A 12,284-nucleotide genomic window follows, 5' to 3' on the forward strand; every position below is an offset into this window, starting at 1 on the left:
GCCACCGGGCCGGAGCCCCTCAGCCCACCGGGACGTTCAGCTCCTCCACGGCCCTGACCAGCGGGGCCAGCTCCGGGTTCCTCGCCGCCTCGTCGAGTGCCTCGCGCAGGGCGGTGTCATTGGTGGGCCGTGCCTGGGCGAGCAGGGTCAGGCCGGCCTCGGTCACATCGGTGTAGATGCCACGGCGGTCGGTGTCGCAGAGGTAGCGGGTCAGCAGGCCCCGGTCCTCCAGGCGGGAGACCAGACGGGTCGTGGCGCTCTGGCTGAGGACGACGGCGTCGGCGACCTGCTTCATCTGGAGGTGCCCGCCGGGCCCGTTGTGCTGCCTGCTGAGGACGTCGAGCAGCGAGAACTCGCGGACGCTGAGCCCGTGCTCGGCCTCCAGCCTGCGCTCGATATGCGCCTCGATCTTCCCGTGGAGCAGCGAGAGAGCGCACCAGCCCTGCGAGAGGGCGGTGAGGGCGGGGTCTGTGGCTGTCATGGGGTGGTCTCCTCCGTCCGGAGCGGCGTGTCACCAGGATAGACGACGCCTGCAATAGCCCGCGCTTGCATTTAGCCCGCGCTTGCAATTATTGTCGACGCTCGTAAGGCGCAGACGCAATCTTTGGAAGGTGGCATCCATGCCGCTCGCGCTCCTGGCCCTCGCTATCGGGGCCTTCGGTATCGGAACCACGGAATTCGTGATCATGGGGCTGCTCCCCCAGGTCGCGGCCGACTACCAGGTGTCCATCCCCACGGCGGGACACCTCGTCACGGGCTACGCCCTCGGCGTCGTCCTCGGCGCCCCGCTCATGACGGTCCTGGGCACCAAGGTGTCCCGCAAGCGGATGCTCATGCTGCTCATGGGCCTGTTCATCGCGGGCAACGTCCTCTCCGCCGTGGCGCCCACCTTCGGCCTCATGCTCACGGGCCGGGTCGTCGCCTCGCTCGCCCACGGCGCCTTCTTCGGCATCGGCTCGGTCGTCGCCGCCGACCTGGTCGCACCCGAGAAGAAGGCCGGCGCGATCGCCATGATGTTCACCGGCCTCACCGTGGCCAATGTCGTCGGCGTCCCGGCCGGCACCTTCATCGGCCAGACGGCCGGCTGGCGCGCGACCTTCGTCATCGTCGCCGCCCTCGGTGTGCTCGGCCTCCTGGGAGTGGCCAAGCTCGTCCCCGAGCAGCCCAAGCCCGAAGGGGTGCGCCTGCGCCATGAACTCGCCGCGTTCCGCAATGTGCAGGTCCTGCTGGCCATGGCCATGACCGTGCTCGGCTTCGGCGGTGTCTTTGCGGCGATCACGTACATCACGCCGATGATGACCGAGGCGGCCGGATTCGCCGAGTCCTCCGTCACCTGGCTGCTGGTCCTGTTCGGCCTCGGCATGGTGGGCGGCAACCTGATCGGCGGCAAGTTCGCCGACCGCAGGCTGATGCCCCTGCTGTACGTGTCGCTGGGCGCCCTCGCCCTCGTGCTGGCGCTGTTCACCCTCACCGCCCACCACCAGATCGCGGCCGCGGTCACCATCACGCTGATCGGCGCCCTGGGCTTCGCGACCGTCCCCCCGCTCCAGAAGCGCGTCCTGGACCAGGCGTCCGGCGCCCCCACGCTCGCCTCCGCGGTGAACATCGGGGCCTTCAACCTGGGCAACGCCCTCTCCGCCTGGCTCGGCGGTGTCGTCATCGCGGCGGGGCTCGGCATCACCGCCCCGAACTGGGTCGGCGCCGTCCTGGCCGCCTCCGCCCTGGCGCTGGCCATCCTGTCCAGCGCCCTGGAGCGCCGCGACACGCGCCGGGACAGCCGGATCGTCACCGGCGCCGCGCCCGAGCCGGCCGCAGTCCCCGCCGGCCACCACTGACCCCCGGGCCGCAGACCCCGAAGGCCCGGCGGCCCACTGCCTCCCACTCCGTACCACCCCTGTAGCAAGGAGCCACCCCTCATGAGCACCAGCACCCTCGCCGTCGCCCCGCTGACCACACAGGACGCGGAGGCCCTGATCGAGAACGCCCGGCACGCGGCGGAAGAGGCGGGAGTCGCCGTGGCGGTCACCGTCCTCGACGCCGGCGGCCACCTGCTCGCCTTCCGCCGCGACGACCGCGCCGTCCTGATCGCCGGCGAGACGAGCACCCGCAAGGCGTTCACCGCTCTTCAGCTCGACGCGCCCACCGCCGACCTGGTCGACGCCGTGCAGCCCGGAGGTCCCTTCCACACGCTGCCCACGGCCCTCGACCGGCCGCTCCTCTTCATCGCGGGCGGGGTGCCCGTCCACCGCGACGGCCCGCTGATCGGCGCGATCGGCGTGGGCGGCGGCGCCCCGGAGCAGGACCACCAGTTCGCCACCGCGGCGGTGGAGGCTCTCAGCCGGCGCATCGAGTCCTAGGGGTCAGGCTCGTCAGGGCCCCGCATCCCCAGTGTTTCGCCACGACCGTCCCCCTGGCGCGGGTCTTCCGGCCAGGGGGACAGGTCTGTTCAGAGCCGGGCAGGAGGGCAGCCGGGCAGTCGCCCAGCCGCGCGTCAGCGCAAGCCGCGCAATGTTTCACGTGAAACACGACGCTCCTCGCCAGAGAAGGTGAAGATCACGAACCGACTCTGTGCAGAGTTCGAGGGGGAACTGGACGCGTATGTCACATCCAGTGATTCCATGTCCGACGCGGCGATCCTCGCGACGACCCCCGGTAGCGGTGGTGATCAACGCGGACCATCATCTGTCCGGACGTGCCCAGGCGCTGACAGGGGAGGCATACTCCGCGGAGCCCATGAACGGGTACTCGTGCGCGGTGAGTTCAGGGACACGGCAGGTATCGCAGCCTAACGAAATTCGAGGTCGAAATCCGGGCTTTCCCCTCACACTCCGACGGGCCGGAATCTGCTGCCATGCTGCGACCACGACCATCACGGTTTCGGCCACGGGCAGGCGCACTCCCCCCGGACCCCCAGCTGGGCCGAGGGCTACTGTGGGCGGCGGGCAGCGTGTACGAGGCAGAGCGGCGAATTGACGCGACTTCCGGGCAGGCGGAAGTGCACAGACCGACCGAAAGATGTTCGAGGCGAGGCACTCTATGGACGCTCCGACCACCACGTCGGCCGACAACGGCACTTCCGAGGACAACGGCGGAGGCGGTGGCTGGTTCACTCCGCGCAAGCCGGTGACTTCCCGGCCCGCTGAATCCCCCCATGCCCATCAGGCCGAGAACGCCCCCCAGCCCCAGGCGGCCGAAGGGGCCGGGTCAGCCCACGGCGGCGACCCCGCGACCGAGCCCGTCCACGCCGGGGCGGTCCGCCCGGGCGCATCGGCCGGTGACCAGGAGTGGATAGCCGGCCAGGAGCGGATAGCCGGCCGGCGGCGCCCGCTCACCTCGATACGCATGGTCGGCGCCGCAGCGGCTCGGACCGCCGAAGCCCCGGCACGACCCGTGCATGAACGCCCCACCGAGCCGACGGCGACTCCGGCGCCCGGGCACGCCCCCGCCGACGCCCCGGGCTCGCCCGCGCAGCCGGAGCCCCCGCGCGCTCGGTACGACGAGCCGAAGGGCCACACCGGCCCCGTACGCCGGCCGGACAGCGGTATGAGCGGACCGCTCGGCGGCCGTCCCGCGACCGTCGCACCGGGCCTCCCCCGGCGGCCCCTGCCGGACGAGGCACCCGGCGCCCGGGCGCCCCGCGGTGCGGCTCCCCACGACCCGGCGCCCGAGACCGTCGCGTCAGCCGTACAAGCCGAACCAGCCGTACAAGCCGAACCAGCCGTACGAGCCCAATCAGCCTCACAAGCCGAACCGGCCGTACCGGCCGCGTCGCCCGGTGCGGCCGAGACCCCCTTCGACGCCCGATGGCCCGACGCCGGATCGCTGGACGCCGCTCCGTCCGACGCCGGACCGCTGGACGCCGACCCGTCCGACGCCGACCCGTCCGAGGCCGGATCGCCCGACACCGGATCGCCCGACGCGGTGCGGGTCCGGCGGACGCTCGCCGAAGTGGCGCCCATGGCGGACAAGGTCACCTCGTACTTCTACGCCCTGCTCTTCACCCGTACCCCCGAGCTGCGGGCCCTCTTCCCTGCCGCCATGGAGGCCCAGCGCGACCGGCTGCTGCGGGCGCTGCTCACCGCCGCCGAGCACATGGACAACCCGGAGGTGCTGACCGACTACCTCCAGCACCTCGGGCGCGGCCACCGCAAGTACGGCACCGACGCCTCCCACTACCCGGCCGTCGGCGAGGCGCTCATCGGCGCGCTGAGCAAGTACGCGACGACGACCTGGGACGAGGAGACGGAGGCCGCCTGGGTCCGGACGTACACCCAGATCTCCCAGATCATGATCGACGCCGCCGCCGAGAACGAGCGCCACGCCCCCGCCTGGTGGCAGGCCGAGGTGGTCTCGCACGACCTGCGGACGCCCGACATCGCGGTGATCACGGTCCGCCCCGACCAGCCGTACCCCTTCCTGGCCGGCCAGTACACGAGCCTGGAGACCCCCTGGTGGCCGCGCATCTGGCGGCACTACTCCTTCGCCTCCGCGCCGCGCCCGGACGGGCTGCTGTCCTTCCACGTCAAGGCCGTTCCGGCCGGCTGGGTGTCCAACGCCCTGGTGCACCACGCCCGCCCCGGCGACGTGCTGCGGCTGGGGCCGCCGGCCGGTTCGATGACCGTCGACCACTCGACCGACAACGGTCTGCTCTGCGTGGGCGGCGGCACCGGGATCGCGCCCATCAAGGCGCTGGTCGAGGACGTCGCCGAGCGCGGCGCTCGGCGGCCGGTCGAGGTGTTCTATGGGGCGCGCACCGATCACGACCTGTACGACATCGACACCATGCTGCGGCTCCAGCAGTCGCACCCGTGGCTGGAGGTCCGCGCCATCATCGACGGCAAGACCCAGCTGCCGGACGTGGTGCGCGAGTACGGGCCGTGGAACGAGTACGACGCGTACCTCTCGGGTCCGGTCGGCATGATCCGCAGCGGTGTCGACGCGCTCAGGGGCGTCGGGGTGCCCTACGAGCGGATTCGGCACGACTCGCTCGAAGAGCTGGTGGCGGCGGCCGACTGAGCGGGAGGGCCCGGGCGCCGCGGCGGCCGACCGAGGGGCCAGCTGACGGGGCCGGCTGACGGGGCCGGCCGGCGCGCCGAGCGGTGGTCAGCCCAGGTCGGGCGCGTGCATCGCCCGTACGCCCTCGATGTTGCCGTCCAGGTAGTGGCGCAGCGACAGCGGTACGAGGTGGACGGCGGCGATCCCGACCCGGCTGAAGGGCACCCGGACGATCTCGTACTCGCCGACCGGCTCGTCCACCTCCGGCCCGTGCCGCAGGGAGGGGTCCATGGACTCCAGCCGGCAGACGAAGAAGTGCTGCACCTTCACGCCGGACACCCCGCCGTCCACGATGTGCTCGACCGTGTCCACGAAGCAGGGCACCACGTCCTTGATCTTGGCGCCCAGCTCCTCGTGGACCTCCCGGTGCAGCGCGTCGACGACGGTCGCGTCATCGGGCTCCACCCCGCCGCCCGGTGTGACCCAGTACGGATCGACGCCGGGCTTGGTGCGCTTGATCAGGACGAGGTCGTCGCCGTCGAGCAGGATGGCGCGTGCGGTGCGCTTGACCACGGGACGTTCGGTCATGGCTTGAAAATGGCCCGGGAAGCCCCTCCTGAAACCCTCCGGGCCGCTCCCCCCACCACCGGTCACCAGCCGGTCGCGGCGCGGAGCAGCGACTCGTGGGCCCGCGCGATGTGGGGCAGGGCGAGCGTGCCGGTCCGGACGACCATGAAGTAGGTGCGCAGCGGCGGCACCGGCGGGTCGAGCAGGGCCACCAGCCGGCCGGCCGCCAGGTCGTCCTCGCACAGGTAGCGGGGCAGCACGGCGAGCCCGGCGCCCGAGGCCGCGGACTCCCGTACGGCGCGGAGGTCGGGCGCGACGACGGTGGCGGCGGCGGCCGGTTTCGACTCGAAGACCGCCGCCCAGTAGCGCGCGACGAACGGCAGCGACTCGTGGACCTCGACCACCGGCAGCTGCTCCAGGACGACGGCGCCCTTGCGTAACAGGACCCCGGACCCCAGCCGGGCCGCCCAGCGCGGGGACGCCACCAGGACGTGCTCCTCGTCGCAGAGGGGGGTGGCGGTGAGGAGGCCGCCGCGGGGGCGGGCGGTGGCGATCGCGAGGTCGTGGTGGCCCGCGGCCAGCCCGTCGAGGACCTCCTCGGCGGCCGGGACGAGCGAGGCGCGCAGGGCGAGGCCCTGGGAGACCAGGGGCGTGAGGGCGGGCAGCGCGCGGACGGAGGTGAACTCGGGCGGCCCGGCCAGATGCAGGGTGCGCACCCCGGACTCGGCGTCGAGGCCGGTCTCGGCGATCTCCACCAGGGCGTCGAGGTGCGGGGCCGCGCGCTGGGCCAGCTCGTCGCCGATGGTGGTGGGGGTGACGCCACGGGCCTGGCGCAGGAACAGCGGGCGGCCGAGCTGCCGTTCCAGCGTGCGGATCTGGCTGGTCACGGCCGGCTGGGAGAGGCCCAGCAGAGCGGCGGCCCGGGTGAAGGAGCCGGCTCGGTGCACCGTGACGAACGTACGCAGCAGGGCCAGGTCCATGCGTCACCCCCTCTCGCCCCTCGGCCGTGCCGGGCTGACGGCGCCCCGGGGCCGACCGTCCAACTATAAATAAGTCGATAGGTCCCTGTCGCCAGGGTGATTGGACACTGACACAGAGTCAACTAGCCTTGTACACGCGGTCATCCGCACCGGGGGAGCGGCCGGTCCGAGCCATGAGGGGGGAGGCTCGGACCGTCCGTTCCCGCCGTACGGTTCCGTTCTCGCCGTACGGTTCGCCTCGCCGAGTACGGTCCGTTCTCGCCGTACGGGCTCCGCTCACCGTGCCTCGTCGAGCGCGCGCAGCACGTCCGCCACCAGGTCCTCGGGGTCCTCGGCCCCGACGGAGAAGCGGATGAAGCCCTCGGGCACCGCGTCCCCGCCCCACCGCCCGCGCCGCTCGGCCGTGGACCGCACCCCGCCGAAGCTGGTCGCGTCGTCCACCAGGCGCAGCGCGCCCAGGAAGCGTTCCGCCCGCTCCCGGTCGGGCAGCACGAAGGAGACGACCGACCCGAAGCGCCGCATCTGCCGGGCCGCCACCTCGTGCGACGGGTCGTCCGGCAGCCCGGGATGGCGTACGCCGGTGATGTCGTCGCGCGCCGCGAGCGCCTCGGCGAGCACCAGCGCGGTCGCGCACTGCCGGTCGACGCGCAACGCGAGCGTGGCCAGCGACCGGTGGGCGAGCCAGGCCTCCATCGGCCCCGGGATCGCTCCGGCGATCTTCCGCCAGCGCCGTACGGAGGCGGCGAGTGCGGCGTCGCGGGAGGTGACATGGCCGAGCAGGATGTCACCGTGCCCGGTCAGGCCCTTGGTGTCGCTGGCGACGGAGAAGTCGGCGCCCAGTTCCAGCGGGCGCTGGCCGAGCGGGGTGGCGAGCGTGTTGTCCATCGCGACGAGCGCCCCGGTGGCGTGCGCGGCGGCCACCAGGCGCCGGACGTCGCAGACGTCCAGGCCGGGGTTGGACGGGGTCTCGATCCACAGCAGCCGCGCGCCCTCCAGCACCGAGAGCTGCGCGTCCCCGCCGGTCGGGGCGGTGCGGACCTCGATCCCGTACGCCTCCAGCTGCTCGCGGACCAGTGCCAGCGCCTGGTAGCCGTCGGAGGGCAGCACGACCGCGTCGCCGGTGCGCAGTTGGGAGAAGAGGACGGCCGAGACGGCGGCCATGCCGGAGGCGAAGACGACCGTCTCCGCCTCGGTACCACCGGGGCCAGGAGCCTCCAGTTCGCCGATGGCCCGTTCCAGGTGGGTCCAGGTCGGGTTCTCGTCGCGGCCGTAGGTGTACGGGCCGGTCGGCTCGCCGGGCAGGTGGTAGTGCGCGGCGAACACGGGGCCGGGCAGGGCGGGCGCGTACGGCTCGGGCTCGGGCAGTCCCGCCCGTACCGCCCGGGTGCCGTCGCCGCGCGTCACGCGTCCCTCCCGTCGGGGAGAACGACGTTCATGGCCCAGGAGACAATGGAGATGATCAAGCCGCCGAGCACGGCGGTCCAGAAGCCCTCGACGTGGAAGCTGAGGTCCAGCACGTCGGCCAGCCACGACGTCAGCAGCAGCATCAACGCGTTGACGACCAGCGTGAACAGGCCGAGCGTGAGGATGAACAGCGGCAGGGTGAGCAGCTTCACGACCGGCTTGACGAGGAAGTTGACCACACCGAGGACCAGGGCCACCAGGATCAGGGTCAGGGCCTGCTTGCCGGTGCTGTCACCGGTGAGGGTGATCCCGGACACCAGCCAGATCGCCACTGCCAGGGCGGCCGCGTTCGCGATCGTCTTGACTACAAAATTCATCATGTGTCTGATCGTGGCAGACGTGATCGGACCGAGTGCAGGGGCGGACGGACGATGAAGGCATTCCGGCTGGACGAACTGGAGGCGGAGCGCGTCGCCAACGACGGGGCGTACCTCCAGTTCCTGCGCGAGCGGAACATGTCGGTGGGCCTGTACGCGCTCGATGCCGGCCGGCTCGATCCGCAGCAGCCGCACAAGGAGGACGAGGTCTACTTCGTGGTGAGCGGGCGCGCCGCGATCACGGTGGGCACGGAGACGACCCAGGTGGGGCGGGGCAGCGTGGTGTACGTGCCGGCCGGGGTGCCGCACAAGTTCCACCATGTCACCGAGGACCTGCGGGTGATGGTGGTCTTCTCCCCTCCCGAGGGCTGACCGGCCCGCCGGTCCCGCCCGCCGGTCCCGCCCGCCGGTCCCGCCCGCCGGTCCCGCCCGCCGGTCCGCCCGCTGGTTCCGGGCCATCCCGGGCGGTCCCGGGCGGTCCCTAGGGGACGGATCAGGGGAGAGCGGGGGGTCCGGGCGGCCCGCCATGGGCTCCCCTGCGCCTAGCATCGACGGTGAGCAAGGGCAGTCGGTGTCATGAGAGCAGTGTCACGAGACGAGGTAGGACGATGGCGGCGGTTCGGAACATTCTCGCGGGCATGCCCTGGTGGGTGAAGTGGGTCGCCATACCGGTCGTCGTGCTGGTGGTCTTCGGCAGCCTGATCGGTACGGTGCTCAGCCTGCTGATCGGCCTGCTGTTCAAGGTGCTGCTGTTCGCCGTGCTCGTCGGCGGACTCATCTACGTCGTACGGAAGTTCATGTCGTCCTCGTCGTCACGCGGCGACTGGTGACCCCCGGCCCCACCGGCCACGCGCGCGGGCATTAGCCCGCCAGGGGGAACCCCCCGGGCGAAACCTCACCCCGGCCGGAGCCTGCCATTAGAGTGGCGAGTCTCCGCTGCCCTTGGAATCCAGGGGTTTCCCAACGCCCTGCCAGCGGTTCGTACGGCTGCACTGGGCGAAACGCCTGGGGGTGACCATGGCCACGGCACCGCACTCCGCCGGCCCTCCCCGTAGTGCCGGCTTTCCCGCCCCCGTCTCCGCCCCCGTCTCCGCGTCCGTCCCCGCCCCCGCGTCTCCCGCCGGTCCCCGGCCGACCCTGATCGGGTCCGTACAGCGGGCGTTGCGCCTGCTGGAGGCGGTGGGGTCGCACGCCGACGGCGCGCCCGCCAAGCAACTGGCCCGGGAGGCGGGGCTGCCGCTGCCGACCGCGTACCACCTGCTGCGCACCCTCACCCACGAGGGCTATCTGCGCCGGGAGGGCGGGGTGTTCGTCCTCGGTGACGCGGTGGAGCGGCTGGTGCGCGGCGGAGCACTGCAGAATCGTCGCAGCAAGATCGAGAGCTCGCTGGCGCACTGGCGCGACACCCTCGGTGTGCCGGTGTACTTCGCCGTCTACCGCGACGGGGAGATCGAGATCGTCTCCGTGTCCGACACGCCCGGGGCACCCGCCGTCGACGAGTGGGCCGACTTCCGTGCGACGGGCCATGCCCACGCCATCGGCCAGTGCCTGCTGAGCCAGCTCGACGAGCCCGCCCGCCAGGACCACCTGGACCGCCATCCGGTGCGGCCGATCACGCCGTACACCGTCCGTGACGAGGGGGCGCTGCTCGGCCGGCTCAGCAGGCTCAGGGGCGCCGACCAGGTGCGACCTGTGGTGGAGCGGCAGGAATACGCGCTCGGCACGGTCTGCGCGGCCATCCCCCTCTCGGCGGGTTCCGCCGCCGCGACCTTGGCCATTTCCGTGCCCTCCTGCCAGGAGCACCGGTTGCTGCCCACGGTGGACCGGCTGCGCCGGGAGGTGGGGAACCTCGTCAACTCGGTTGCGTTGTCTATCAGTATCTGAAAAATCACTCCTTGTGATCCTGTAGTGCGTACAGGACGATTGCGTCAAGAGGCCGGCACGGATCATTACCGGCCGATTTACCCGCCGCTTTTCTCACCGATCTTCATCAGCCGTTGTTCACCACTGCTTTCAGCCATTGCGGGGTACAGATGCGCGAGTCGGTTCAAGCCGAGGTCCTGATGAGCTTCGTCGTCTCGGAGGAGCTCTCCTTCCGGATTCCGGTCGAGCTGGGGTACGAGACGAGAGATCCGTTCGCCGTCCGGATGACGTTTCACCTGCCGGGTGACGCGCCGGTGACCTGGGCCTTCGGCAGGGAGTTGCTGCTCGACGGCATCAACGGGCCCTCCGGCGACGGCGATGTGCACATCGCGCCCACCGGCCCCGAGGACCTCGCCGACGTCAGCATCCGGCTCCAGGTCGGGGCCGACCGGGCGCTGTTCCGGTCGAGCGCGCCGCCCCTCGTGGCCTTCCTCGACCGTACGGACAAGCTGGTGCCGCTGGGGCAGGAGCGGGCGCTCGGTGACTTCGAGGACTACCTGGAGGAGGCCCTGGGCCGGATCCTCGCCGAGGAGAACGCCGGCTGAGACGGGTGCGCGGTGGACGGCGCCGGGCACGTGGCGGGTGGCGGGCGCGTGACGGGTGCCGGGCGCGTGACGGGTGCCCGGCGCGTGACGGGTGGCGGGCCGGGTCCTTCGGGCGGCCGGTTCTCCTCGTACCGCGGGCTACTTCTTGCGCCGCCGGCCCCTGCCGCCGCGTACCGGAGCCGGTGCCGCCCGGTCCGGCCGGTCGGCCGAGACCACCAGGGCGGCCAGCGCGGTGGTGACCGGCACCGAGGCCACGAGGCCGATCGACCCCACGAGGGTCCGTACGATCTCCTCCGCGACCAGCTCGCTGTTGGCGACCGTCCCCACACTGCTCTGCGCGATCGAGAAGAGCAGCAGCAGGGGCAGCGCCGCGCCCGCGTAGGCGAGGACGAGGGTGTTCACCACCGAGGCGATGTGGTCGCGGCCGATCCGGATACCGGCGCGGTACAGGGCGCGCGGCCCCATGGTGGGGTCCGCCTGGCGCAGCTCCCACACCGCCGAGGTCTGCGTCACCGTCACGTCGTCCAGGACACCGAGCGAACCGATGATGACCCCGGCCAGCAGCAGGCCGGACATGTCGATGTTCGGGTACAGGCCGTGGATGAGGCCCGTGTTGTCGTCGGTGTTGCCGGTGAGTGAGGCCCAGTCGATGAACAGCGAGCCGAGCAGCCCGATCAGCAGCAGCGAGATCAGCGTCCCGAGCACGGCCACCGAGGTGCGCGCCGTCAGGCCGTGACAGCTGTAGAGCGCGATCAGCATGATGGCGCTCGATCCGACCACCGCCACCAGCAGCGGGTTCGAGCCCTGGAGGATGGCGGGCAGGATGAACAGCGTCAGGACGGCGAAGCTCACCGTGAGCGCCACCAGGGCCATCACCCCGCGCATCCGTCCCACGGCCACCACCGCCAGCGCGAAGATGCCCGCGAGCAGCAGCATCGGCACCTTGCGGTTCACATCGGTGACCGAGTACTGGAGGTCGCGGGGGGCGTCGGGCGCGTAGGCCACCACCACTCCTTGGCCCTCCTCCAGCTGGCGGGGGGCGTCGGGCTGGACGACCTCGACGAAGGTGCGGCCCTTGTCCTTGCCGGTGGTGACCTCCACCGTGGCCTTGGCGCACTGCCCCTGCTGGGCGTTGACCGCCTCGCGCCCCTCGGGGGTGGTCGTGTCGCCGGTCGGCGGGACCTGCGCGGCGTTGACGTCCTTGCAGTCGACCCGGTCGACCCGGACCACCGTGCCCTGCTCGGTCTGCCGGTCGAAGCCGACCCCGGTGCGCTCGTGGGCCGGTGCGCCACCGGGCCAGAGGACGGCGAGCCCCACCAGGACGGCCGTGGCGAAGGGGATCAGGACCGCGGCGATGACCTTGCGCAGGTGCCGGGAGACCGGCGCGGCGGGGCCATGACTGTGGACGTGCGCATGGGCATGGTTCGGCGTATGACCATGTGCCTGTCCGGTCGGCTCGGGGGGCTGCTGCGAAGAAGTCACCGACCGATCAT

General features: G+C 71.9%; 13 protein-coding genes. 7 read left to right on the plus strand and 6 right to left on the minus strand.

Features of this window, described 5'->3' with window-relative positions; all coding sequences use genetic code 11:
• Positions 1-19: 19 nt before the first annotated feature.
• Positions 20-481: a MarR family winged helix-turn-helix transcriptional regulator gene (locus ACF08D_RS22480; RefSeq protein WP_392224518.1), complete on the minus strand. Its 462-nt coding sequence runs from the start codon at positions 479-481 to the stop codon at positions 20-22.
• A gap of 139 nt (positions 482-620) precedes the next feature.
• Here ACF08D_RS22480 and ACF08D_RS22485 point away from each other — a divergent pair, with 139 nt between their 5' ends.
• The 3 genes from ACF08D_RS22485 (at position 621) to ACF08D_RS22495 (ending at position 5,016) form a co-directional block, all read left to right on the plus strand.
• Positions 621-1,835, plus strand: a complete 1,215-nt coding sequence (locus ACF08D_RS22485) for an MFS transporter (RefSeq protein ID WP_392224519.1) — start codon at positions 621-623, stop codon at positions 1,833-1,835.
• A gap of 81 nt (positions 1,836-1,916) precedes the next feature.
• Positions 1,917-2,357, plus strand: a complete 441-nt coding sequence (locus ACF08D_RS22490) for a heme-binding protein (RefSeq protein WP_392224520.1) — start codon at positions 1,917-1,919, stop codon at positions 2,355-2,357.
• Between the two features lie 1,186 nt (positions 2,358-3,543).
• Positions 3,544-5,016 carry a globin domain-containing protein gene (locus tag ACF08D_RS22495; protein WP_392224521.1) on the plus strand — a complete coding sequence of 491 codons (1,473 nt, stop codon included), beginning with the start codon at positions 3,544-3,546 and terminating at the stop codon, positions 5,014-5,016.
• An 87-nt stretch (positions 5,017-5,103) separates the two neighbouring features.
• Here the strand turns inward: ACF08D_RS22495 and ACF08D_RS22500 are convergent, their stop codons facing one another.
• The 4 genes from ACF08D_RS22500 to ACF08D_RS22515 all read right to left on the minus strand — a co-directional run bounded on the left by ACF08D_RS22500 (position 5,104) and on the right by ACF08D_RS22515 (position 8,326).
• A complete protein-coding gene (locus ACF08D_RS22500; protein WP_392224522.1) occupies positions 5,104-5,583 on the minus strand; it encodes an NUDIX domain-containing protein in 480 nt (159 codons plus the stop codon).
• A gap of 62 nt (positions 5,584-5,645) precedes the next feature.
• Positions 5,646-6,542, minus strand: a complete 897-nt coding sequence (locus ACF08D_RS22505; RefSeq protein ID WP_392224523.1) for a LysR family transcriptional regulator — start codon at positions 6,540-6,542, stop codon at positions 5,646-5,648.
• A 276-nt stretch (positions 6,543-6,818) separates the two neighbouring features.
• Positions 6,819-7,946 carry a cystathionine gamma-lyase gene (locus ACF08D_RS22510; protein ID WP_392224524.1) on the minus strand — a complete coding sequence of 376 codons (1,128 nt, stop codon included), beginning with the start codon at positions 7,944-7,946 and terminating at the stop codon, positions 6,819-6,821.
• Positions 7,943-8,326, minus strand: a complete 384-nt coding sequence (locus tag ACF08D_RS22515) for a phage holin family protein (protein ID WP_392224525.1) — start codon at positions 8,324-8,326, stop codon at positions 7,943-7,945. Before ACF08D_RS22515 ends, ACF08D_RS22510 begins: the two co-directional genes overlap by 4 nt.
• A gap of 51 nt (positions 8,327-8,377) precedes the next feature.
• Here ACF08D_RS22515 and ACF08D_RS22520 point away from each other — a divergent pair, with 51 nt between their 5' ends.
• From ACF08D_RS22520 to ACF08D_RS22535, 4 genes are all read left to right on the plus strand, one after another.
• A complete protein-coding gene (locus ACF08D_RS22520; protein WP_392224526.1) occupies positions 8,378-8,695 on the plus strand; it encodes a cupin domain-containing protein in 318 nt (105 codons plus the stop codon).
• Positions 8,696-8,931: 236 nt separating this feature from the next.
• Complete coding sequence (locus ACF08D_RS22525) at positions 8,932-9,153, plus strand: DUF5326 family protein (protein WP_392224527.1); 222 nt, start codon at positions 8,932-8,934, stop codon at positions 9,151-9,153.
• A 187-nt stretch (positions 9,154-9,340) separates the two neighbouring features.
• Positions 9,341-10,207 carry an IclR family transcriptional regulator gene (locus ACF08D_RS22530; protein ID WP_392224528.1) on the plus strand — a complete coding sequence of 289 codons (867 nt, stop codon included), beginning with the start codon at positions 9,341-9,343 and terminating at the stop codon, positions 10,205-10,207.
• A gap of 149 nt (positions 10,208-10,356) precedes the next feature.
• Positions 10,357-10,791 (plus strand): SsgA family sporulation/cell division regulator, encoded by a 435-nt coding sequence (locus ACF08D_RS22535; RefSeq protein WP_392224529.1) that lies wholly within the window; start codon positions 10,357-10,359, stop codon positions 10,789-10,791.
• 138 nt (positions 10,792-10,929) lie between these two features.
• On the opposite strand, the gene ACF08D_RS22540 is transcribed toward ACF08D_RS22535, so the two are convergent.
• Positions 10,930-12,273: a YibE/F family protein gene (locus ACF08D_RS22540; protein ID WP_392224530.1), complete on the minus strand. Its 1,344-nt coding sequence runs from the start codon at positions 12,271-12,273 to the stop codon at positions 10,930-10,932.
• Positions 12,274-12,284: the final 11 nt, after the last annotated feature.

The organism is Streptomyces sp. NPDC015131 (assembly GCF_043079975.1).
In the GTDB taxonomy this organism is placed as follows: domain Bacteria; phylum Actinomycetota; class Actinomycetes; order Streptomycetales; family Streptomycetaceae; genus Streptomyces.